The following is a 24,927-nucleotide window of genomic DNA, read 5'->3' as shown; positions in this document are numbered from 1 at the left end:
CTTTACTGTGATAAAGAAAAAATCAAAAAAAGCATTGACATTTTTAGTCACATGAGTATAATAGTATTAAATTACCAGTTAAAACAATTTCATAAGATTAAACCGTTGAGGTGGAGATAAAAATGATACATGCGCTTACAGAGAGTGAGGGAGGGTGAGAACCTTACAGAGATGCCGTTCATTAAATGGACCACTGAGGGCATGGTCAAAGTTGTTCGTAAGGACTTCGAGTATTCCATGACGTGAGGGCATACGTAAGTTGCCGGGAATATGATAGTATTTCGCAGAGAGTTTGGGAAACCATAAATCAAGGTGGCACCGCGGTATAAGTATAATTATAACCGTCCTTGACTATTGCTATAGTAATAGTCAGGGGCGTTTTTTTGTACAAATTTTTATATTCATGCGTATCATAAGTTTACTTGCGATACTGCACACTTATTACCACTCCATGCGAAGATGGCAGACATGAAAAGGAGGAATACTATGATCACATTAGCAGAAGCTAAGCAATTTGCAAAAGGGTACCAAGTCGTTCCAATCCATACCGAGATTCTATCAGATATTCGGACTCCAATTGAGGTGCTACGAGCATTGAAGAAGGTGAGTCATCATTGCTATCTGTTAGAGAGCGTTGAGAATCAAGAGATTTGGGGCAGATATACGTATCTTGGTTATGATCCTAAGATGGAAATCAACTGTGTCGATGGAGTGGTAACTGTGAAGAAAGACAAAGATGTTAGGCAAATGAAAGGAAACCCAGGAGACTGTATCAAAGAAATCTTACGTCAGTATACAAGCCCAAAGATTGCTGGAATGCCAACATTTACAGGTGGGTTAGTTGGATATTTTGCTTATGATTATGCAAAATACAAGGAACCGAAGTTGAAACTGACAGCTAATGATGAAGAAGAGTTTCGGGATGTTGACTTGATGTTGTTTGATAAGGTAATTGCATTTGACAATGTGAAGCAAAAGATTTTTGTGATTACAAATGCAAGAACAGAGAATCTGGATAATGAGTATAGCCGTTGCATCGATGAGATTGATGAGATGGTTGAACTAATTAAGCATGGAGAACAGCTTATAGACAATCCAGGTAAGCTTACTTCGGAGTTTACACCGTTATTCTCAGAGAATGAATATTGCGATATGGTTACTAAAGCAAAGAGGTATATCTATGAGGGAGATATCTTTCAAGTGGTATTATCGAACCGTCTAGAAGCAAAGTTCGAAGGTAGTTTACTGAACACCTATCGTTTGCTACGTACCACGAATCCTTCTCCATATATGTTTTACTTTAGCAGTGACGATATGGAAGTGGCAGGGGCATCACCAGAGACATTAGTGAGGTTAGAAAACGGAATATTACATACATTTCCTTTGGCAGGAACAAGACCAAGAGGGAAAGATAAGGCCGAAGATGAGGAACTAGAGAAAGAGTTATTAGCCGATGAAAAGGAACTTGCAGAACATAATATGTTGGTTGATCTAGGACGTAATGATTTGGGAAAGATTAGTAAGTTTGGCAGTGTTAAGGTTGAGAAGTATATGCAGATTCAAAGGTTTTCACATGTCATGCATATTGGTTCAACAGTAGAATCGACGATCAAAGAAGATGGATGTAGTCTTGATGCTATTGACGCTGTATTACCAGCAGGAACATTGTCCGGAGCGCCAAAGATACGAGCAATGGAGATTATCAATGAACTAGAGAATAACAAGCGGGGTATCTATGGAGGCGCAATCGGATATATTGATTTCACTGGAAACATGGATACCTGCATCGCAATACGAATTGCGTATAAGAAGAATGGTAAAGTATTCGTTCGTTCAGGAGCTGGAATTGTAGCAGACAGTGTTCCCAAAAAGGAATTTGAAGAGTGTATTAATAAAGCGAAGGCAGTAATGAATGCTGTGAAGAATGGGCAGCAGGAACTGTAGAAGGGAGGGAAAACATGATTGTACTGATTGATAATTACGATAGTTTTTCCTATAACTTATATCAACTTATAGGAATGATGAATGAGAACATTACAGTTATTAGAAATGATGAAAAAACTGTAGAAGAAATCAAAGAAATGGATCCCTCACATATTATAATTTCTCCCGGACCAGGAAGACCAGAAGATGCTGGTGTGTGTAGGAATGCAATACGATACTTTGCAGGAAAGGTACCAATACTTGGAGTATGTCTAGGGCATCAAGCAATTTGCCAAGAATTCGGAGCAACTGTTTCCTATGCAAAACAACTGATGCATGGAAAACAGTCAGAGGTTCAGATAGATACCGATTGCAAGATCTTCAAAGGATTATCAGAGTATACTAAAGTTGCAAGATACCACTCATTAATTGCTACAAAAGACACCATCCCAGAAGAACTAGTAGTGACAGCCAAGACAGACGATGGTGAGATTATGGCAGTAAAACATAGAGGTTACGAAATATATGGCTTGCAATTTCACCCAGAATCCATTCTTACGCCAGATGGATATCAGATGATAAAGAATTTTTTGGGATAGTAGATAGTATCAATAGAGATTACAAGGATAGTAATTATGGAAATAGCCATAGTGTAATAAGGGATTACAAAACTCAACTTCCGAGTATATCTACATACTTCTTGTCTTGAAAGCTATGCTAAGAAACACTTAGGTGTGCAGTGTGTTTCGTGCATAGATTACAAAGAAAGAAGTATGCTTGAAAACATAGGGAGTTTTGTAATCACTTCAACAAAGTGTAGAAAGGGGATTTTATATGATTAAAGATGCAATTGCAATTTTGAGTAAGAAACAAAATCTTACACAGGAGATGACAGAAGCGGTCATGAACGAGATAATGACTAATCAAGCAACAGATGCTCAAAAGTCAGCCTTCTTAACAGCAATGGCAATGAAAGGTGAAACCATTGACGAAATCACGGCAGCGGCTAGAGTTATGAGGAAGCATTGTGAAAGATTCTTGAACGATATGGACGTATTAGAGATTGTGGGAACGGGCGGAGATGGATCAAACACATTCAATATATCCACAATGGCATCTATAGTAGTATCAGCAACTGGGATACCAGTTGCAAAGCACGGAAATCGTGCGGCATCTAGTAAATGTGGTACGGCAGATTGTTTAGAGGCACTTGGTGTAAAGATTGATATTGAGCCAGAGAAAAGTGCAGAGCTTTTGAAGGAAATAAACATCTGTTTCTTATTTGCTCAGAAGTACCACACGGCAATGCGGTTTGTGGGTCCGGTTAGAAAAGAGATGGGAATACGAACGCTATTTAATGTGTTAGGACCTTTAGCAAATCCAGCAGGTGCTAGTATGCAACTACTAGGGGTATATAGTGAAGATTTAGTAGAGCCACTTGCTCATGTATTACACAATCTTGGTGTTAAGAAAGCAATGGTTGTTTATGGAGAGGATAGTATTGATGAAATCTCTATGAGTGCTCCAACTAAAGTATGTGAATTCAAAAATGATAGGTTCAAAACATATGAGATTACTCCTGAACAATTTGGATTTACACGTTGTGAGAAAGCGGAATTAGTTGGGGGAGAGCCCAAGGAAAATGCAAAAATTGCACTTGATATCTTGAATGGTATGAAGGGGCCTAAAACAGACGCGGTTATCCTTAATGCAGGAGCTGCCATTTATGTTGCATCGGACGACTTGACGATAGAAGAGGCAATTGAGATTGCAAGAAAAACAATTGCTAATGGTACCGCAAAAAAGCAGCTAGAAAGATTCATAGCAAAAAGTCAGGCAGAGTAGAGTACATAAGTCCATATTTGTTTATAAGGAGGAGATACATGTGAATATATTAGAGGAAATAGCAGAGAAGACGAAGGTTCGAGTGGCCGCTCAAAAAGAGAGGATATCTCTAGAAGAGATGAAACAAAGAGCAATCGAATGTGTAAAAATAGATTCAGATTCTGACGGTATTAATAAAGTACAACATACACCATTTGAAGAAGCAATTGCGAAGAAAGGATTATCTTTTATCTGTGAAGCAAAGAAAGCCTCCCCTTCTAAGGGAGTCATTGCAGAAGATTTTCCTTATCTGGATATAGCAAAAGATTATGAGGCAGCAGGGGCTAGTGCAATATCGGTATTAACAGAGCCATATTACTTTCAAGGTGATAACGCATTTCTTAAAGAGATTACAGAGAATGTATCCATACCAGCACTAAGAAAGGATTTTACGGTTGACGAGTATCAGATCTATGAGGCAAAGACTATAGGAGCAGGTGCAATTTTATTAATCTGTGCCATACTAGACGATGATCAATTACGAACCTATAGAGAAATAGCGGATTCCCTCAATATGGCTACGTTAGTGGAGGCACATGATGAAGAGGAAGTAAAACGTGCCTTAGAAACAGGAGCGAGAATTATTGGAGTTAATAATAGAGATTTAAAAACCTTCCAAGTCGATATTCAAAACAGTATTCGCTTGCGTGCTTTAGTCCCGAAAGAGGTATTGTTCATATCGGAAAGTGGAATTAAGACAGCAGACGATATCAAAGAATTAGTTGCAAATGGGGTAGATGGGGTTTTAATTGGTGAAACGATGATGACAGCAACGAATCGTAGAGAACAGTTACAAGAATTGATACAGAGTAGTAGGAGGTGACTCGTTTGTCAACAACAAAAATCAAGATTTGTGGATTACGTCGACTAGAAGATACCACGTATGTGAATAACTATAAGCCCGATTATGTTGGTTTTGTGTTTGCTAAAAGCAAACGACAAGTTACTAAAGAATTGGCAGAGATACTAAAGAACGAACTTGATCCCGCTATTATTCGAGTAGGAGTATTCGTTAACCAACCGTTAGATTGGGTAGCAGATCTAGTTAACCGAGATATTATTAACTATGCACAGTTACATGGGGATGAAGATCATGAGTATATTACGAAGTTACGGTCAAGTATTAGCAGTAACGTTATTGGTGCTGATAGGGATAGGAAAACTGGAATTATTAAAGCTGTGCGAGTGCAAGAAGAATTAGATATTGATAGGGCCAATTCATATGATTGTGACTATATACTATTGGATACCTATTCCGTGGAATGCGAAGGCGGGAATGGAAAGACCTTTGACTGGAGTATGATTAAGAAGATGAATAAACCCTTCTTCTTAGCAGGTGGTATTAATGAAACGAATGTATTGCAAGCAATACAAACTGTAAAGCCATATGGAATAGATGCCAGTAGCGGTCTGGAGACAGATGGTTATAAGGACGTAGGGAAGATAAGAAACTTTGTAGAAAAGATTAGGGAGTATACCGAGAAATAAAAACATTTTGTAAAGGCAATCTTATAACACAGATAAGTTGTCGATATGGAGAAGTGTTTTGCCATTGCCTAAAGTAATAGAGTAGAAGAGGAGTGAATGAAATCATGAGTAAAGGAAGATTTGGTATTCATGGGGGACAATATGTTCCAGAAACCCTAATGAATGAATTGATTAAGATTGAAGAAGCGTATGAATTCTATAAGAACGATAAAGAATTCAATACGGAATTAACAGAGTTATTGAACGAGTATGCAGGAAGACCATCCTTATTGTATTATGCAGATAAGATGACGAAGGATTTAGGTGGAGCAAAGATTTATTTAAAAAGAGAGGACTTAAATCATACAGGTTCTCACAAGATAAATAATGTTCTTGGTCAGGCTTTACTTGCGAAGAAGTTGGGAAAGACAAGAATCATTGCAGAGACAGGTGCGGGGCAACATGGTGTTGCTACAGCTACAGCTGCAGCTTTACTAGGACTTGAATGCGAAATCTTCATGGGGAAAGAAGATACGATTCGTCAAGCCTTGAATGTATATCGGATGGAACTACTTGGTGCAAAGGTTAACCCCGTTACAACAGGAACAATGACCTTAAAAGATGCGGTTAATGATTGTATGAGAGAATGGACGAGAAGAGTGGAGGATACCTTATATGTGCTTGGTTCTGTTATGGGACCTCATCCGTTCCCTACTATGGTAAGAGACTTTCAAAGCGTTATTAGTAGAGAAGCGAGAGAACAAATAGTAGAGGTAGAAGGCAAGCTTCCGGATGTAGTAATGGCTTGTTGTGGTGGCGGAAGTAATGCTATGGGAATGTTCTATAATTTTATTAATGATGAATCGGTTCAATTAATTGGCTGTGAAGCAGCAGGCCATGGTGTGCATACTAGTGAAACTGCTGCAACGATAGCGGTTGGCACACAAGGTATCTTTCATGGTATGAAATCTTACTTCTGCCAAGATGAATACGGTCAGATTGCCCCTGTATATTCCATATCAGCAGGACTTGATTATCCTGGAATCGGGCCAGAACATGCATATCTACATGATCTTGGCAGAGCTAAATATGTTCCTGTTACGGATGAGGAAGCAGTAAATGCATTCGAATATATAGCAAAGCAAGAAGGAATTATTGCAGCGATTGAGAGCTGTCATGCCGTAGCTTATCTTATGAAGCTTGCACCCACTATGACAAAGGACCAGATTATTATCTGTTGTTTATCAGGTAGAGGTGATAAAGACGTAGCAGCTATCGCAAGATATAGGGGGGTGGATTTACATGAGTAGAATTAAGAACGCATTTGAGAATAAAAAGGCATTCATTGGTTTTTTAACAGCAGGTGATCCAAGTCTTGATAAGACAGAAGAGTTCATATTAGAGATGGAAAGAGCAGGGGCAGCTTTGGTTGAGATCGGTATTCCGTTTTCTGATCCAATAGCAGAGGGACCTGTCATTCAAGAGGCGAATATTCGTGCTTTGAGTGGGGGATGTACTACAGATAAAGTGTTTGATATGGTTGCTTCCCTTCGCAAAAAGACAAATATTCCGTTGGTCTTTTTAACATACCTAAATCCAATCTTTAAGTATGGTTCTAATCGCTTTTGTAAGAGATGCGAAGAAGTCGGGATTGATGGATTAATTATACCTGATATGCCATATGAGGAAAAAGGAGAGCTAGCCAAGATAGCAGCAGAATATTCTATCGAGTTAATTTCATTAATTGCTCCGACTTCAGCAAGTAGAATTGAGATGATAGCAAAAGAAGCGCAGGGATTTATCTATGTAGTTTCCTCTATGGGGGTTACAGGAGTTAGAAGTGATATTAAGACCAATGTAACAGAAATAGTGGAGAGTATCCGTGCGGTTACAGATACTCCCGTAGCAATTGGTTTTGGAATTCATAAAAGAGAACAAGTTAGAGAATACTTTAAAGAAGCAGATGGAGCAATTATAGGTAGTGCGATTGTTAAAATCATTGCACAATATGGTAATAAGGCTGGCGAGAAGATTTATGAGTATGTGCAGGAATTGCTGGCTTAATAAATTAAACATAATAAGCGGTTGGGAAGTAGTATTCCTAGCCGCTTTATAATTACAAAATCCCTAAAAAAGTCGTTTAAACTTTATTATTCTTACTTGACATTAAGGGAGTAAAGTGTTAAATTATAGAGAATATTTTCGTAAATTAAAAGTTTGTTTTTAGAAAAGAGGAAAATATATGACGAAGCTTAATTTTAATAAGATCAATAGGGACGACGATTTTTAGCGCTTGTAGCTGTGAAGAACCATAGGTACAAGCGCTTGTAGTGTTGTACCTATGTGGAGATTATAGATTTATAGATAAGAACCGCATTGGTAAATTATAGTTTACCCTTGTGGTTCTTTTTGCGTTTTTCGCTGGATTAATGGAACTATATATTACTTAAGGTGAAATTATATTTGTGTGTTTGTCCTATGAAGGGTGGTGATACTTTGAGACATATAGACGATGTCTTCATGGATTCATTAAAGGAACCCATAATCCGTGAAGAAATAAGAAAGGACCATGTCAGATGGTGAAGGTAAATGTTATGAAAGAAATGACAGGAATAATTGAAGAAAAAACAATAGAGCCAGAACAATTTTGTGAATATATAGGAAATACAATTAAGGTGCATGGAAGCATCTATAAGATTCGAAAAATGAGTGGATTTGCTTTTGTATTACTACGCACTAAGAGAGATATAATTCAATGTGTATATGGAGAAGAGTTTTCTAGTTTTTCGTTAAGTGAGATTGTGGAAGAATGTTGTGTTATCATTACTGCTGATGTAGTGAAAGAGGAACGTTCAAAAACAGGAGTTGAACTACGATTGGTTGATGTTGAAGTATTATCAAGACCAGTTATGGAATCTCCAATTGTAATTAATAACAAGAAGGTAGATACCTCAATAGAAAATCTTCTTAATTATAGACCAATCACATTACGTAATGAGAAAGAGAGAGCCATATTCAAGATTCAAGAAGGATTATGCCAAGCATTTCGGACATATCTTACAATGCAACGATTTACAGAAATTCATACACCTAAGATTGTATATGCGGGTGCGGAAGGGGGAGCTAATATCTTTCAGTTAGATTACTTTGGAAAAAAAGCTTACTTGGCCCAAAGCCCGCAATTTTATAAACAGATGATGGTAGGAGTGTATGAAAGGGTGTTTGAGATTGCACCGGTATTCCGAGCAGAAAAACATGATACTTCAAGGCATATTAATGAGTATACAAGTGTTGACTTTGAGATGGGATATATACAGAGTTTTGAGGATATTATGCAGATGGAGACAGGTTTAATTCAATATGCAATGAGATATCTTGAGGATGAGTATCATTATGAGCTTGAACTTCTTAAAGTAAAACTTCCAAAAGTGAGTGAGATTCCAACCATTCGATTTATGGAGGCTAAGGAATTGATTGCGAATGAGTACCACAGAGAAATGAAAGACTATGAAGATTTCGAACCAGAGGAAGAAAAATTATTATGTGAGGCAATTAAGAAGAAGACAGGAAGTGAATTCATCTTTGTTACTCACTACCCAACGAAGAAGCGTCCATTCTATGCATTTGAAGATCCAGAAGACCAAGAAGTGACATTAAGTTTTGACTTACTATTCCGTGGTCTTGAAGTTACAACAGGAGGCCAGCGAATTCATAATTATGATATGCAAGTAGCGAAGATGAAAGAGCGTGGAATGACAGTAGAATCATTCGAAAGCTATTTAATGATGCATAAGTATGGTATGCCACCTCATGGAGGATTAGGTCTGGGACTTGAACGGTTTACTAGTAAGCTTCTTTTACAAGATAATGTAAGATTATCAACATTGTTCCCAAGAGACATCAATCGAGTTACGCCATAGAAACTTGCGCTTTAAACTTGGGCTACTGTTCTTTCGATGTTACTATATAATAGGAAGTAGTATATTATTTTTATTATACTAGGTCGACGGTGCCGCCGACCTAGTATAAAATGGAAAGCAATTTCAAATAGCTGGTCTGAAACATTTACATAAGATGGTAAAAGAGTATGTCGAATTATAAATTAACTTGTATTCCCTCTTGTTTTCTTTCTTTGACTTTGCTATATTTGTAAATTGAGATAGTCAAAAATTAAGTTTATAATATGTGAAATACATATAGAAGACACATATAATAAGGGGGGGATTGGGTATAACATTCAAAGTTTTTAATAAAGTATGCTACAGAACATTAAGTAGTAAGTAGAAAAGGGGAAAAACGATGGTATTTTCTAGTTTGATATTTTTATTTTTATTTCTACCATTGTCGTTAATTGCGTATTATTTTAGCAAGAATAAAAATTGGGTCTTATTAATAAGTTCAATGATTTTTTATTCTTTTGGTGGTATTAAGTTTATATATGTGATAATTGGATTGACTTTTATTAGTTATATTGGAGGATTGCTAGTTGACTCTTCGAAGACCAATCTGACACGTCGCTTATCTTTGGTGGGGACGATCTCTCTACAATTAATAATACTAATTTTATTCAAGTATACGAATTTTATCATAGATATTATTAATAATATTTCGAATTTTGATTTAAGAGTTGTTAATATCGTATTACCAATTGGTATTTCGTTTTATACATTTCAATTGATTAGTTACGTAGTTGATGTATATAGAGAAGATTGCGAAGTGCAAAAATCTTTTGCAAAACTACTTTTATATTCAAGTCTTTTTCATCAGTGTATCGCAGGTCCAATTGTTCGTTATCAAGATATTGCAGAGCAGATGGAATATCGAAAAGTGACAGCTGGAATGATTAATAGAGGAATCAATCGATTCTGTATTGGTCTTGCAAAGAAGGCAATTTTGGCAAATCATCTTGCATCGTTAGCGGATACGCTATTGCCAACAACGATGGATGGAATGAAGACTTCGAGTGTTGTTGGTCTTTGGCTAGGTCTAGCAATGTATATGTTACAGATTTACATGGATTTTTCAGCCTATTCGGATATGGCAATCGGTTTAGGATTAATGGTAGGTTTTAAGTATAGAGAGAATTTCGACTATCCGTACATGTCGAAATCAGTGAGTGAGTTTTGGAGAAGATGGCATATCTCTTTAGGATCATTCTTTAGAGATTATGTATATATCCCAATGGGAGGCAATCAATTAGGACTAGGCAGAACGATATTAAACTTGTTCATTGTATGGGCACTAACTGGATTGTGGCATGGAGCTGCTTACAATTATCTATTGTGGGGGTTATATTTCTTTATCTTTATTACGATTGAGAAGTTATTCGCATCAAAGAGAGTTGGCAAAAGAGGAAAGGGAATTTCTCATATTTACTTGCTTATAGTAGTACTCTTCGGTTGGTTACTATTCCGTTATTCCGATTTAAACCTTATGTTTGGGGTATTGAAAGGAATGTTTGGAGCAGGCGATTTACCATTTATGGATCTTAGAACTTCATTATTATTACAGAATAATGTATTCTTTATCATGGTGGCTATAGTAGGCTCGACGGCAATTGTTAAATTATTAGATGATATACTGTCAGATCTTTCTAATAGATATGGTTGGATTGCCAATGTGACGATGACTTTTGAGGTAGTGGCTATGCCTGTAATCCTAATTGTATCGGTAATATCTTTAGTAGGAAACAGTTATAATCCATTCATCTATTTTCAATTTTAAGAGCAAGAAATTGTTGAAAGCGTAAGGGTGCTAAGATGAATTATAAAAGAAGATATATATATCATGGAATTAAAATACTTAGTTTTTTAGTTATTTTATTTGTTGGGATGGTCTTGGGAGCTATCTTTACCCTTCGACCAAAGTATTCAGAGATAGAAAAAAGAAAGTTACAAGAACTACCTAAGCCTCAATTAGTAGAGATGTGGAAGGGGCAATATTTTAGCGAATTATCAACATGGTATGCAGATACGTATCCCTTCCGTGAGAAATTAATAGAGGCAAATGGAATGTTTGATAGTCTGTATGGTTTCCAGACGGAACAAATTACAGGTTCTGCTGTGGTGGCAGATGATATACCGGAAGTTGGGGAAAGTGGAGATGTACCAGAGGATAATGTCGATTCAACAACAGAGGTAGATGATAGCCAAGCTACAGATGAAGGGGAAGTTGGTAATCAAGATAATAATCAGGATAGTAATCAAGAAACTACGCAAGAGGAGAACGAAGATAATTCTCAAACGGATAGCAATGATGAAACGGAACCTTCAGTAGACGTAACAGAGAATAATGAGGAGACCATTAGTAAGAATGATATCAATAATGGACAGACATTTGGTAGTATATATGTAACAAAAGAAAGAGCTTTTAGTTTGTATTATTTTAGCTTATCAGCAGCAAATGCTTATGCTAAGTCAATTAATAAAATTGCTAAAGATTTAGATGGTGTGGCAAATGTTTATGACTTACTAGCACCTACTAGTGTCGCGATTTATTTGGATGATGAGAAGAGCAAGATGATAGGTACGAGTGATCAAAAGGCGGCTTTTGAGTATATCCATTCTAAGCTTGGTAATGGCGTTAAAGTAATTGATGCTTTTGATCATATTAAGTCACATAATAAAGAGTATTTATATTATAGGACAGATCATCATTGGACTGCTTTAGGCGCGTATTATGCATATGAAAAGTTCTGTGAGAGTAAGGGAATAACCCCAAATCCGTTATCAAGTTTTGAAAAGAGAGAGTACCCAGGCTTCTTAGGGTCTTTTTATGCGGCGACCGATCAATTAAATGCAGTCAAAAAGAATACTGATACAATTGAAGCGTATGTGCCAAAAGGTACCAATACTATGACTTATACAGATAAAGATGGGAAAGAGTACAAGTGGCCAATCGTAAATGACGTTTCAAAATATAAAGATAACGCGAAGTACAGTACGTTTGTAGCGGGAGATAATCCTTATTCGGTTATAACGAATGAGAATAGTGCTAGTAATGAATCTTGTGTAGTCATTAAAGAGTCATATGGAAATGCCATGATACCGTTCCTTGTTGACCATTATAAGAATATCTATATAGTTGATTACCGCTATTATAAAGGAAATATTATTAACCTTGTTAAGAAGAAAAAGATCAATGATGTGGTTTTCATCAATAATGCGGAGGCAATTAACAATACGGTTGTATCATTAATCGATAAGATTAGCTAAGACAGATACAGGCCATTGTTGATAGTTTGAGTTTGATTGGTGTAATCGATTAAGCCAAACTTTTACAATATATCAAAAGCACTATAAAAAAGACAATCTTCATGGTTTTATGTGGATTCACGGATATAACATATCTGTGCTCCACACATAAAACATTTGAAAGATTGTCTTTTTATGTTGTATTTCATTGAATAATCTGAGAATTGACTTAAGTTAACCAAAGTGTTTCGGAACAGCTATTTACGTTGTTATAGCCAGGCCCCATCAAAAGGAATGATCTGACCTGTTAGATATGTGTTGCCAGTTGCAATTGCATAAACAAACTCAGCCACGTCTTCAACTTTACCAAATCGGCCAGAAGGGATCTCAGCTTCTAATTCCTCTTTGTCTTCCTTTGAGAGAAATTGGTTCATCTGTGTATCAATAGCGCCACAGGCCACTGCATTTACTTGAATGTTGCTTGGAGCAAGTTCTTTGGCTAATGCCTTAGTGAAGGAATTAATACCACCTTTTGTTGCGGAATAAGCAACCTCACAAGAAGCTCCTGATATTCCCCATACAGAAGATATGTTAACAATACGGCCAGATTTTTGATGGACCATACTTGGGATTACGGATCTAGAGCATAGGAATACAGAAGTTAGGTTGGTAGTTACAATAGAATTCCACTCGGCAAGAGAGAGATCACTTAATAGTCCAATATGGGATATCCCTGCATTGTTAATGAGAACGTCGATGTGACCAAAAGCCTCTAAGGCGCTAGCACATAATCTCGTGGCATGTTCCTCCTCGCCAATATTACCAACATAAGAGATACAACAAACCCCATGGGATTCAACTTGTAGTTTAACGGCATCTAATAAGGAAGCGTTAGAATGGCAGTTAATTGCAACGTTATAGCCAGCTTTGGCAAACTCTATAGCAATCGCTTTACCAATACCCCGAGAGGCACCAGTAACGATGACGGATTTTGGAATCATAGGAAGTTCCTTTCTATTAGACCTTATTAATTAGGATTTTAGGGTACTCCACCCGCTAGCACGTAAACATTTTGTTTGTAATTATTCTATCAGAGAATGTTTTGATATACAATTACTTTTTATTGGCTTAATTTCTGAATAGTCGTATATTATTCGATTGTGGAAAAATACCAAAATATTGTGTCATGTGAATAAATATGGTATTATATGGTATATCTTATCTGCAGAGTCATATTAAAACTTAGATGAGTAAGTTAGTTTTAGTAATAGTAAATGCGGTTAATATGGAGGGAAAAATGGAGTACACTGATAAGAGGGAACAGAATAAGAGAGAAATAGCTTTGTTAATCGTATATGCATTGGGGCTAAGTTTGTTGGCAAATATCTTTATCTTGCGAGTACTGCCTAAACTTGTATCAAATATGTCGAATTATTTTGGATATGAATTAAAGTCTTCCGATTTATTAACAAAATATTGCATGGGTATTGGGGTTAGAGTAGTTGGTATATTGATATTTCTTTATATTATTAAGAAATTTGACTTTTATAAATTGTTTACGTTCAAAATTAGTAAGCAATATATCATAATCAGCTGGTTGTTTATTGGATATATTATTGCTAATATAGAATTAGGTGATTTTAATAAGGTAAATGTCGTTACTATTATATGTATGATTATCGAAGCAATGTCAATAGGATTCTTTGAAGAGATGGTCTTTCGTGGTACCATATTACCTCTGTTTCTTGAAAAATGGGGGAAGAGTAAACGTGGAATACTTTTTTCGGTTTTAGTGAGTAGTGGTATTTTTAGTATTCTTCATTTGAGTAACTTATTTACAGGAGAACTACCTATTGCTGTGTTTTCACAAGTAATTTATACCTGTATAATAGGGATTGCTTTTTCTGCATTATTTCTTAGGACAAACAAGAATTTACTTTGGTGTTGCCTTTTGCATGGTTTCTATGACATGGCAAGTGGATTTGGTGATTTTTCAAAAGTACTAAATGCTAATCAAGAGGTATCGAAGGAGTTAGTTTCTATTGTACCTTATTTAATAAATATCTGCTTATTTATACCCTTGTTAATTTATAGTTTGTTTTTATTAAGGAAGGTTGAATAAATACGAATACAAGAAAGTGCTGCATTCAATTAGCACTTTCTTTTTGGTTTTAATCTTATATGTATCACATAGAATCATCCTAATATTAACTTCCTTAAAATGCAAGGAGCAAGAAGAAAATTCCATAGTTGATACTTTTTACTGTATCTGCTATACTACATGGTGCAGGATATGAAAACGAAACGAAAGGAATCACTATAGACGTTACGTAACTGTCTATGGTTAGCGCATTAATCAGTACGCTAGGGAATAAAAATACTATGAAACGAAATAAACATTTGCATGCATTTATAAGAGGATTTATTCGGACGGGATGTATGATGGTACTAATGTTTATTGTTGGATTTACAACATACAAACTAACTATTGGTGTCTATAAATTAACACATAAAGATGGAAAACAAACTAGTACTGAAAATAACTTGATTGCTAATGATGGTACTGCAGATAATATCTGCAAGAATTTATTATATATAACGGATGAAGATGAGAATATACAAGGTGTTATATTAGAAATTCTGAATACGTATACCAACAATTTGGATTATGTTACAATTCCAAATGATACACAGTTCCCGTTATCAACAGACTTGTATCAGAAATTGTATGCGAAGAATAAACAGATTCCTCAAATTCTATCTCTAAAGAATTTGAATACGTATTTTGATAAATCAACAAGATTTGTATTTGGGAAGCTCATAATGAATGAGCTCCTTGGAACAGAACTTAGTTGCTATACTATAATAAATAGTGAGACTGCAGATGCTATTTTCAATGAAGAAACAAGAACAATATTATTACAGACGGGAGAGCGAGTTGAGGGCTCCGTATATGTGTTGAAAGATAGTATAATTGAGTCTGTAACGGAAGATGAATCTTACTCGATGAAAGAGTACTTAGCAAGATTTTATGAGGTAGCAAAGTCCAATCTACCTTTGGAATCGAAACAAAAGTATGCATCCACATACCGTAATGTGAATAGGGATTATATATACTATCACATAATTCCTGGAGCACAGCAAATGGATTATTACGATGCGGATTTGGAACTAACGAAAGAACTTATTATGCAATTGGTTAATAATGAGGCATATACAAATACACAAGATGCAGAACAAGAAGCCGAGTCAATTTCATCCGTTGGATTAAGGATTTCTTTATTAAATGGAAGTAATATTACTGGTTTGGCAAGTAAATATAGTGATATTATTCAGAATGCGGGTTTTGGAGTTGCAGAAGTAGGTAATTATACAGATGAAATATTACAGAATACAAAGATTATTGTAGCGCAGGAAGGAATGGGAAGAGATTTATTGCCATTATTTCAAGATGCGGTAGTTGAAGTAGGAACGGTACCAGTAGGTTTTGATATACAGATTATATTAGGAGTTTCGGAAAATAGATAGGTATACCTTTTTATGTCTTACGTGCATATTTGTTGCTATGAAAGAGGTACGGTTAATAAGAACTTAATAGAAATAACCCATTAGAAATCTCAATTTAGTGTAATGATCACTAATAGTGAGTATGGAGGTTAAAATGAAAAATAAGACTAATGTAATGGGAGTTGGACTGGATGTTATATCTGTTCTAGCCTTCAGCCAAAAATTGAAAGAGTTTCTGCTTAATGATTGCTTAAATGTTGTATTCCTCATTACTGCAAAAACTCTTGAATATGCCAATGAAGAAGAAGAATTTAGAAACAGCCTTGCGTGTGCAGATTATATATTGCCGTCACAAGAGATGCTTCTAGACCTTGCATATCCACACATATATGAAAATGCTAATTATGTTAGTGACTTTCACAAATTACAGTTAAGTCTAAGAAATATGGATTGTACTAAGAAAACAGTTTTCGTTGTATCAGACATGGTTAACCAAGTGGAGAGCTTTCTTAACTATAAAAGAAGGACAGAGGAACGTTTCATCGTTGTTGGTTCTTACATGGGAGATATAACAGAGAATGAGGATCTTGTTATTAACGAAATTAATGCAGCTGCACCAGATATCTTAGTGCTTGCATTAGAAAGTCCGGAGCAAGAATTATGGATTGCAAGAAATAATACGAAGTTGAATGCAAAGCTATGTCTTGTGTTAGCAGACATTAAAGATGGTATGTTGAAAGAGTATAATGAGATTCCTACTATAATAAAGAGACTTGGTTTACAAGGGATATATCATCATGTAAAAGCATGGAAACCGCTTAAGCAGGTTAATGCAAGCCGGACATTCAAAAAGAAGCTAGAGAACTATAATAACAATAATATAAAATAGTGGGGCCGATTATGGAAGTTACGAAAAGATCTAGGGGTAAAGATTGCTTACTGATTATAATAGGTACTTTGCTAGTAGCGGTATCGGTTAATGTTGTATATGAGCCCCTCGGTATGGTAACTGGAGGGGTATCAGGTCTAGCAATTGTTATTAAGTATTTTACTAGTAATGTAATAGACGGCGGAGTTCCTATTTGGTTTAGTAACCTTGTAATTAATATTCCATTATTTATAGGAGCTATATTATTAAAGGGAAAGAAATTCGTCGGGAAGACATTGTTTGCAACGGTATGTTTTACCGTTGCTTTATACGTTGTACCTAGTTTTAATATTAATTACCAAGATTATCTGTTGGCAGCGGTATTTGGTGGTGTTATTGGTGGTGTTGGATTAGGGCTGGTATTCGTCACTAGTGCAACTACTGGTGGAACAGATTTGTTTGGTATGATAGTGCAAAAATATTTTAAACATTATACAGTACCTCAGTTACTTATTGTAATTGATGGTGCTATCGTATTAACAGGTGCTGCTGTATTCGGTTTGAACAAGGCATTATATGCAGTTATTGCTGTATATATTAACTCGAAAGTGATGGACAGTATCTTAGAAGGGCTTAAGTTTGCAAAAGTTGCGTACATAATCTCGGATCATTATGAAGAGATAGCGAAAGAGATACTATATACGATGGAGAGGGGAGTCACAGGAATATCTGCGCGTGGTATGTACTCGAATAAGGAGAAGCAGATGTTGTTTTGCGTCGTATCAAAGAAGGAGATAGCACCTGTGGTAGAAATCGTTTCTTCTATTGATAAGAAGGCTTTTATAATTGTTAGCGATGCTAGGGAAGTTATGGGAGAAGGCTTTATAGAATATAGACAAGAAAAGTAGAATTTTTCAGCTAATTTATTAACAAAACAAACTATTTTAATAAGCGTTATACAAATTATACAAAAGTCTTTTTTTTAATTTGGTAATATGGAGTATGGTTTTTAAAGGACAAATGGTGTATCATTAGCTTATCGAATTAGTGTAATATTGGTTAATAAAAACAAGAAAAATTCTAGGGAGGAACTGTTTAATGGCAAGTTTATCATTAAAAAATATCAATAAAACATATCCTAATGGTTTTGTAGCAGTAAAGGATTTCAACCTTGAAATCGCAGATAAAGAATTTATCATCTTCGTAGGTCCATCTGGTTGTGGTAAATCTACAACTCTTCGTATGATCGCAGGTCTTGAAGAAATCTCTTCAGGTGAATTATGGATCGGAGACAAATTAGTTAACGACGTAGAACCAAAAGATAGAGATATCGCGATGGTATTCCAAAACTATGCGTTATATCCACATATGTCAGTATATGACAATATGGCATTTGGTCTTAAGTTAAGAAAAACTCCAAAAGATCAAATTGACAAATTAGTACATGAAGCAGCTAAAATTCTTGATATCGAACATTTATTAGATCGTAAACCAAAAGCATTATCAGGTGGTCAAAGACAACGTGTTGCCATGGGACGTGCTATTGTTCGTGATCCTAAAGTATTCCTTATGGATGAGCCTTTATCAAACCTTGATGCTAAACTAAGAGTTCAAATGCGTATCGAGATCTCTAAATTACATCAAAGACTTGAAACTACAATTATCTACGTAACACATGATCAAACAGAAGCTATGACACTTGGTACAAGAATCGTAGTTATGAAAGATGGTCTTGTTCAACAAGTTGACTCACCAATCGCATTATATAACAAACCAAACAACTTATTCGTAGCTGGTTTCATCGGTTCACCTCAAATGAACTTCATCGAAAGCAAAGTTGTTAAATCTGGATCAGACGTAATCTTAACATTTGGTGCTTTATCTATCAAATTACCAGAAGTTAAAGCTAAATTATTACTTGAAAAAGGTTATGAAAACAAAACAGTTATCCTTGGTATTCGTCCAGAAGATATTCATGATGAAGAAATCTTCATCGAATCAAATCCAGGAAGCGTTGTTGACGCAACAGTTAAAGTATATGAATTACTTGGTGCTGAAGTTTACTTATACTTCACAATCGATCAATTTGAAGTTACTGCACGTGTTAACCCACGTACAACTGCAAGACCTGGAGATACAATTAAAGTTGCATTTGATTTAACAAAAATCCACGTATTTGACAAAGAAACAGAACAAGTTATCTGCCACTAATCAGATATTACGAAGATGCTGCTATACTGCTGATAAAAATCAGCAGTATACAGCATCTTTTTTATTATTAGGGAAAATAAATTAGTTTAGTGATTAAACTAAATAGGTTTAAGCCTGATTTGATTAAAATTGCTAAAATTTATAGTAACTTTGTAGGGATTTAGTTTACATTTAATAAAAATAGTGATAATATTAGTATAAGTTAGTTTATGAAATGTAAAAACAGAGGAGTGAATATATGATATCAAACCAAATTCTTCAAAATACAATAGAAGGCTTAAAAGTAATTACTCGTATTGACATATGCGTGATGGATACAGAAGGTAAAGCGTTAGCGTCTACTATATCAAACGCAGAAGACTATGAGAATGCTGTACTAGCATTCGTTGATTCTCCAGCAGATAGTCAAGTTGTCCAAGGATATCAATTCTTTAAAGTTTTTGATGAACATCAGTTAGAATATATTATCCTTGCCAAAGGTGATAGTGAAGATGTATACATGATTGGAAAGATTGCTTCTTTCCAAATTCAGAATCTATTAGTTGCATATAAAGAAAGATACGATAAAGATAACTTTATCAAGAATCTGTTATTGGACAATCTGCTATTAGTGGATATCTATAACCGTGCTAAGAAGCTTCATATTGATACCGATGTTAGACGTGTGGTTTTCATTATTGAGACTAAGAATGAAAAGGACATGAATGCACTTGAAACAGTTCGTGGATTATTCTCTGCGAAGACTAAGGATTTTATCACTGCTGTTGACGAAAAGAACATTATTTTAGTAAAAGAATTAAAACCAAACGAAACATACGAGGATATGGAGAAGACAGCAAAAGTAATCCTTGATATGCTTAATACGGAAGCTATGACAAAGGTTCATGTTGCTTACGGTACGATTGTAAATGAAATTAAAGATGTTTCTAGATCATATAAGGAAGCTAAGATGGCTCTTGATGTAGGAAAGATCTTCTACAGTGGCCGCAATGTAGTGGCATACAACAACTTAGGAATTGGACGTCTTATCTATCAATTACCTATGCCTTTGTGTAAGATGTTTATCAAAGAGATTTTCGATGGCAAATCACCAGATGATTTTGATGAAGAGACGTTAGCTACAATTAATAAATTCTTTGAAAATAGTCTTAATGTTTCAGAGACTTCAAGACAGCTATACATTCATCGAAATACGTTAGTTTACCGCTTGGACAAATTACAAAAGAGCACGAATCTAGATTTACGCGTATTTGAAGATGCTATAACATTCAAGATTGCTCTTATGGTAGTTAAGTATATGAAGTATATGGAAAGTCTTGAGTACTAATTAATTAAGATGTATAATAATAGAGCACCGATTTGCTCCAGTAGAGTGGTTATGCTACGGGTTCCAAATACGGTGCTACATTTATAATGAAAAGGATACATTTGTGGAAGAAGGATCTTTCCCAGGCAACTTTGAGCCTGTGACCAAAGTTTGCAGGCTGTGAAAGGCATGGTATTATTATGAAAAACGAAGTAGATGAATTATTAAAGGAGTCTATTGAGCCTCCTATTATTGTATTAGAAAACGTATCGAAATCGTATCAAAAGGACGTAGATGCAGTGAAAGATGTTAGTATAAAGATAAGAAAAGGTGAGTTTGTTTTTATCGTTGGTAGTAGTGGTTCTGGAAAATCGACTTTGATTAAAATGTTACTAAAGGAGATTGAACCTACATCGGGAAAGATTTTTGTGAACGGGAGAGATATAACAAGACTTAGAAGAAGGTTAGTACCGAAGTTCAGACGTAATCTAGGAATTGTGTTCCAAGATTTCCGTTTATTAAAGGATCGGAATGTTTTTGAGAATGTTGCTTTTGCGCAACGAGTAATTGAAAAACCAAGTCGAACGATTCAACGTAATGTACCAGCTATGCTATCACTTGTTGGACTTTCCGATAAGCTTAACGCATTTCCGAGAGAACTTTCTGGTGGAGAGCAACAAAGAGTTGCATTAGCAAGAGCACTTGTGAACAATCCTCTCATATTACTAGCAGATGAACCGACTGGAAATCTAGATCCTAAGAATTCTTGGGATATTATGTCCTTATTAGATGAGGTTAACAAAAAAGGTACAACAGTAGTGGTCGTTACACATAATGTAGAAATCGTAGATGCTATGCAGAAGCGTGTTATAACAATGAACAAAGGTATATTAGTCAGTGACGAACAAAAGGGTGGTTATTCAAATGAAAATTAGTTCAATTTTATATAGTTTTAAGCAGGGAATAAAGAATATTCACCGTAATAGAATGTTTTCTCTGGCTTCTATAGGAACAATAGCGACATGCTTATTCTTGTTTGGTATATTTTATTTCATATTAGCAAATTTTCAATATACAGTTAAGATTGAGGAAAAATCAGTTGGTGTATCCATTTTTTTTGATGAGAATATAACTGAGGAGCAGATTGAACAGATTGGAAATCAAATCAAACAGCGTGAGGAAGTTGCTACACTGGAATACATATCAGCAGATGAAGCATGGGAAAAGTATAAACAAGATACATTTGCAGATGAACAGGAGCTAATCGATACATTTGCAGAGGATAATCCGTTAGAGGATTCTGCATCATACGTGGTGTATCTAGATGAGGTTGCAAAACAACCTGAATTCGTTGAGTTTGTTCAAGGGATAGATGGTGTTCGTAAAGTCAATAATTCAGACAAGCTTGCACAGGGATTGAGTGATTTTAATCTCTTACTAGGTTACGTATCAGGAGCAATTATTATATTATTGTTAGCTGTTGCGATTTTCTTAATCAATACAACTATAACAATGGGTATATCGGTACGTAAGGAAGAGATTTCTATCATGAAATTAATAGGAGCGACAGATTATTTTGTACGGTCTCCGTTCATTGTAGAAGGAATGCTTATTGGATTGATGGGAGCCATATTCCCATTGATTTTACTATATATTATCTACAATCAAGCAATTATGTATATTGGGCAGAAATTTAGCATCTTATCAAATATCTTACATTTCTTGAATGTAAATCATGTATTCGCCACATTAATACCATTATCACTAGCGATTGGAGTGGGAATTGGTTTTATTGGAAGTATGATTACAGTGAGAAAACATCTACACGTATAAAGTAAGTAGAAGATTGCTTATTATAACGATGAGAAAGGTATGGTAACAATATGAAAAGAAAGAAGCGAATGCGACGATTTGGGATGTTGATGCTTGTATCCCTCTTAACTTTCACTTCTGTATACACCGTCTTTGCGTCAGGAATCAACGATGCTAAGTCAGAGAAGAGTGATTTAGAGAAGAAGAAAGAAGAGACAGAAGCTAAGATAAAAGAACTTGAGAAGGAGAAAGGTGACATTGTTACGTACATCGAAAAGATGGATGTACAGTTGAATGATTTGAATAAAGAAATCACTAGTTTGAATAGTCAAATTGATACTGCTAATACAGATCTTGATAAAACGAAAAAAAATCTGAAAGAAGCACAAGAAACTGAAAAAAACCAGTATGAGACGATGAAGAAAAGAATAAAGTATATGTATGAGAATGGTAATGCAAATTACATAGAAATTATTCTTGGTGCGGCAGACATGTCTGACATGTTAAATCGTGCGGAATATATAGAAAAGATAATGCAATACGACCGCACTATGTTAACGAATTATCAAGATACAAAGAAGCAGATAGAATTAACGAAAAAAGACATAGAGAATAAGATTGTCGAATTAGAGGAATTAACAGAAGAAGTTAATTACGAAAAAGACACAGTTGAAAAACTTATTGACAACAAATCAAAAGAAGTTGAAAAGTATAATGCTAACATTCAGCAATCAGAGTCGATGGTTTCTAATTATTCTAATGCGATTGTAGAACAGGAAGCCTTAATTGAAAAGCTTCTTGAGGAAGAAAGACGAAGAGTCGAGGAAGAAGAGAGACGACGAAAAGCCGAAGAGGAACGTAAAAGAAAAGAAGAGGAACGTAAGAGAAAAGAAGAGGAAGAGAAGAAGAATCAAGAGCAGAGTAATAATTCGGGGAATTCTAGTAATAATAACTCAAATGGTAATAACTCGTCTGATAATTCTTCGAATGGCTCAGATTCTTCCAATTCAGGAACACAGGGAGGATTTACATGGCCTCTACCTGCTAGTCATACGATTACCTCATATTTTGGTAACCGTGGGCAACCAACAAGTGGTGCTAGCACCTACCATCAAGGTATCGATATCGGAGCTCCTACGGGAACTTCCATTGTAGCAGCAAGTTCAGGAACGGTTGTAACAGCTTCTTATAGTGCAGGTGCGGGTAATTATATTATGATTTCTCATGGTAATAGCGTATACACGGTATATATGCATTGTTCTCAGCTGTTAGTATCGGCAGGTCAAACGGTTAGTAAAGGCGAGAAAATTGCATTAGTTGGTTCTACAGGAATCTCCACCGGACCTCATCTGCATTTTGGCGTTTCTGTTAATGGTAGTTATGTGGATCCATTAAATTACGTAAAGTAAGAATTCGTTAATTTGGTAGAAGTCTTCTGTGACTTTGAACTGGGTTAGTAAAGTAATATCGTTATAAACAGACAAAGAAAGGATATGACAGCTTTTATGAAAAATCGTTATTTTCAAGGTATGCTGGTTGGTTTGTTGGTTTCAGCACTTTTCTTTAGTGTTTTGTTTGCTGGTTATGTTAGGAGCAATTCTATACAGAGTGCAGAAGGTAATAATGGAAGTACAAATCTAACTACAGAAGCCGATTCTGATAACTCGCTAATGAGTAAAGCAGTTAAGTCAAAGCTTAATCGGATAAAATCGATTATAGATACGTATTATTTGGATGAAATAAATGAAGATAAGATGGTAGAAGGTATGTACAAGGGGTTGGTTAGTAGTTTAGAAGATCCTTATTCCGTATATTATACCAAAGATGAGTTTGCGGCTTTAATGGAGTCTTCATCAGGAAGTTATTGTGGCATTGGAGCTTATGTTAGTCAAGATGTCAAAACTGGAGTAATAACAATTGTAAAACCTTTTGAAGGGGGACCTGCGTATAAGGCAGGAATGTTGCCTGGAGATATTATCTATAAAGTCTCCGGTGAGGAGGCAACAGGGAAAGACCTTTCAGAAATCGTAAGTAAGATGAAGGGTGAAGAAGGGACGACAGTTGATCTTGAGATTATTCGTGCGGGAGAAAGTGATCCAATTAAGTTAACAATTGAAAGGCGTACGGTTGAAGTTCCAACGATATCCTATGAGATGTTAGACAATAAAGTTGGTTATATCCAGATAGCGGAGTTTGATGAAGTAACAGGACCACAATTTAGAAGTGCCATAACGGATCTTGATAATCAAGGAATGAAAGGTTTGGTAATTGACTTGAGAAACAACCCGGGTGGATTACTTGATACCGTTTGCGACATGTTAGACCGTATGTTACCAGAAGGCTTAATTGTCTATACGGAGGATAAGAATGGCACTCGTACTGAAGAGGTGAAGTCAACAGCAGAAGAATCCTTTGACAAGCCACTTGTTGTTATGATTAATGGTAACAGTGCAAGTGCATCAGAAGTATTTGCTGGAGCTATCCAAGATTATGGAATAGGAACAATTCTTGGAACAACAAGCTTTGGTAAAGGTATCGTTCAATCTGTAATTCCTCTATCTGATGGAAGTGGAGTTAAAGTAACGGTATCAAAATACTATACACCAAAAGGACGTAACATCCACGAAATTGGTATTGAACCAGATGTGGTAGTTGAATTAAAAGATAAGTTGAAGACAAAGGTTGTAATAGATAAATCTGAAGATAATCAATTGCAAGAAGCAATTAAGATTATTAATGAAAAGAGTAGTAAGTAA

Annotated in this window: 21 protein-coding genes; 20 read left to right on the top strand and 1 reads right to left on the bottom strand. The window is 35.6% G+C overall.

Annotation, left to right across the window (positions count from 1 at the left end; genetic code table 11):
- Nucleotides 1-486: 486 nt before the first annotated feature.
- The 10 genes from trpE (at nucleotide 487) to BUB90_RS07685 (ending at nucleotide 12,488) form a co-directional block, all read left to right on the top strand.
- Nucleotides 487-1,944, top strand: coding sequence for an anthranilate synthase component I (gene trpE / locus BUB90_RS07730; RefSeq protein WP_073285583.1), 1,458 nt, complete (start codon nucleotides 487-489; stop codon nucleotides 1,942-1,944).
- A 14-nt stretch (nucleotides 1,945-1,958) separates the two neighbouring features.
- Nucleotides 1,959-2,522 (top strand): anthranilate synthase component II, encoded by a 564-nt coding sequence (locus BUB90_RS07725; RefSeq protein WP_073285580.1) that lies wholly within the window; start codon nucleotides 1,959-1,961, stop codon nucleotides 2,520-2,522.
- Nucleotides 2,523-2,757: 235 nt separating this feature from the next.
- Nucleotides 2,758-3,768, top strand: coding sequence for an anthranilate phosphoribosyltransferase (gene trpD / locus BUB90_RS07720; protein WP_073285577.1), 1,011 nt, complete (start codon nucleotides 2,758-2,760; stop codon nucleotides 3,766-3,768).
- 34 nt (nucleotides 3,769-3,802) lie between these two features.
- A complete protein-coding gene (gene trpC, locus BUB90_RS07715; RefSeq protein WP_073285573.1) occupies nucleotides 3,803-4,630 on the top strand; it encodes an indole-3-glycerol phosphate synthase TrpC in 828 nt (275 codons plus the stop codon).
- A 5-nt stretch (nucleotides 4,631-4,635) separates the two neighbouring features.
- On the top strand, nucleotides 4,636-5,295 hold the full coding sequence (locus tag BUB90_RS07710; RefSeq protein ID WP_073285570.1) for a phosphoribosylanthranilate isomerase: 660 nt from the start codon (nucleotides 4,636-4,638) through the stop codon (nucleotides 5,293-5,295).
- A gap of 104 nt (nucleotides 5,296-5,399) precedes the next feature.
- Entirely contained in the window at nucleotides 5,400-6,584 is a 1,185-nt protein-coding gene (trpB, locus tag BUB90_RS07705; RefSeq protein ID WP_073285567.1) for a tryptophan synthase subunit beta, read from the top strand.
- On the top strand, nucleotides 6,577-7,338 hold the full coding sequence (trpA, locus tag BUB90_RS07700; protein WP_073285564.1) for a tryptophan synthase subunit alpha: 762 nt from the start codon (nucleotides 6,577-6,579) through the stop codon (nucleotides 7,336-7,338). The genes trpB and trpA overlap by 8 nt, the downstream gene beginning before the upstream one ends.
- Before the next feature lie 530 nt (nucleotides 7,339-7,868).
- Complete coding sequence (gene aspS, locus BUB90_RS07695; RefSeq protein WP_073285562.1) at nucleotides 7,869-9,194, top strand: aspartate--tRNA(Asn) ligase; 1,326 nt, start codon at nucleotides 7,869-7,871, stop codon at nucleotides 9,192-9,194.
- Nucleotides 9,195-9,573: 379 nt separating this feature from the next.
- The gene (locus tag BUB90_RS07690; RefSeq protein WP_073285560.1) at nucleotides 9,574-10,998 is read left to right on the top strand and encodes an MBOAT family O-acyltransferase; all 1,425 of its coding nucleotides are present in this window, start codon (nucleotides 9,574-9,576) and stop codon (nucleotides 10,996-10,998) included.
- 35 nt (nucleotides 10,999-11,033) lie between these two features.
- Nucleotides 11,034-12,488 carry a DHHW family protein gene (locus BUB90_RS07685; protein WP_073285559.1) on the top strand — a complete coding sequence of 485 codons (1,455 nt, stop codon included), beginning with the start codon at nucleotides 11,034-11,036 and terminating at the stop codon, nucleotides 12,486-12,488.
- A gap of 248 nt (nucleotides 12,489-12,736) precedes the next feature.
- Here the strand turns inward: BUB90_RS07685 and ymfI are convergent, their stop codons facing one another.
- Nucleotides 12,737-13,468 (bottom strand): elongation factor P 5-aminopentanone reductase, encoded by a 732-nt coding sequence (gene ymfI, locus BUB90_RS07680; protein ID WP_073285558.1) that lies wholly within the window; start codon nucleotides 13,466-13,468, stop codon nucleotides 12,737-12,739.
- A 296-nt stretch (nucleotides 13,469-13,764) separates the two neighbouring features.
- On the opposite strand from ymfI, the gene BUB90_RS07675 reads away from it, so the two are divergent.
- The 10 genes from BUB90_RS07675 (at nucleotide 13,765) to BUB90_RS07630 (ending at nucleotide 24,927) form a co-directional block, all read left to right on the top strand.
- Nucleotides 13,765-14,589 (top strand): CPBP family intramembrane glutamic endopeptidase, encoded by an 825-nt coding sequence (locus BUB90_RS07675; RefSeq protein WP_073285557.1) that lies wholly within the window; start codon nucleotides 13,765-13,767, stop codon nucleotides 14,587-14,589.
- Between the two features lie 260 nt (nucleotides 14,590-14,849).
- Nucleotides 14,850-15,995 carry a LytR C-terminal domain-containing protein gene (locus BUB90_RS07670; protein WP_170865460.1) on the top strand — a complete coding sequence of 382 codons (1,146 nt, stop codon included), beginning with the start codon at nucleotides 14,850-14,852 and terminating at the stop codon, nucleotides 15,993-15,995.
- Between the two features lie 133 nt (nucleotides 15,996-16,128).
- The gene (locus BUB90_RS07665) at nucleotides 16,129-16,863 is read left to right on the top strand and encodes a WecB/TagA/CpsF family glycosyltransferase (RefSeq protein ID WP_073285553.1); all 735 of its coding nucleotides are present in this window, start codon (nucleotides 16,129-16,131) and stop codon (nucleotides 16,861-16,863) included.
- Nucleotides 16,864-16,874: 11 nt separating this feature from the next.
- On the top strand, nucleotides 16,875-17,750 hold the full coding sequence (locus BUB90_RS07660; RefSeq protein ID WP_073285550.1) for a YitT family protein: 876 nt from the start codon (nucleotides 16,875-16,877) through the stop codon (nucleotides 17,748-17,750).
- A 190-nt stretch (nucleotides 17,751-17,940) separates the two neighbouring features.
- Nucleotides 17,941-19,053, top strand: a complete 1,113-nt coding sequence (locus BUB90_RS07655; protein ID WP_073285547.1) for an ABC transporter ATP-binding protein — start codon at nucleotides 17,941-17,943, stop codon at nucleotides 19,051-19,053.
- 238 nt (nucleotides 19,054-19,291) lie between these two features.
- On the top strand, nucleotides 19,292-20,380 hold the full coding sequence (locus tag BUB90_RS07650) for a PucR family transcriptional regulator (RefSeq protein WP_073285544.1): 1,089 nt from the start codon (nucleotides 19,292-19,294) through the stop codon (nucleotides 20,378-20,380).
- Nucleotides 20,381-20,607: 227 nt separating this feature from the next.
- Entirely contained in the window at nucleotides 20,608-21,294 is a 687-nt protein-coding gene (gene ftsE, locus BUB90_RS07645; RefSeq protein WP_073285866.1) for a cell division ATP-binding protein FtsE, read from the top strand.
- Nucleotides 21,284-22,192, top strand: coding sequence for a permease-like cell division protein FtsX (gene ftsX, locus BUB90_RS07640; RefSeq protein ID WP_073285539.1), 909 nt, complete (start codon nucleotides 21,284-21,286; stop codon nucleotides 22,190-22,192). Before ftsE ends, ftsX begins: the two co-directional genes overlap by 11 nt.
- A gap of 50 nt (nucleotides 22,193-22,242) precedes the next feature.
- Nucleotides 22,243-23,580, top strand: coding sequence for a murein hydrolase activator EnvC family protein (locus BUB90_RS07635; RefSeq protein ID WP_073285536.1), 1,338 nt, complete (start codon nucleotides 22,243-22,245; stop codon nucleotides 23,578-23,580).
- A gap of 96 nt (nucleotides 23,581-23,676) precedes the next feature.
- Nucleotides 23,677-24,927, top strand: coding sequence for a S41 family peptidase (locus BUB90_RS07630; protein WP_073285862.1), 1,251 nt, complete (start codon nucleotides 23,677-23,679; stop codon nucleotides 24,925-24,927).

The organism is Anaerosporobacter mobilis DSM 15930, assembly GCF_900142955.1.
Classification (GTDB): Bacteria; Bacillota; Clostridia; order Lachnospirales; family Lachnospiraceae; genus Anaerosporobacter; species Anaerosporobacter mobilis.
Note: the sequence above shows the minus strand (reverse complement) of the source record. Positions and strands in the feature narration are given on the sequence as shown.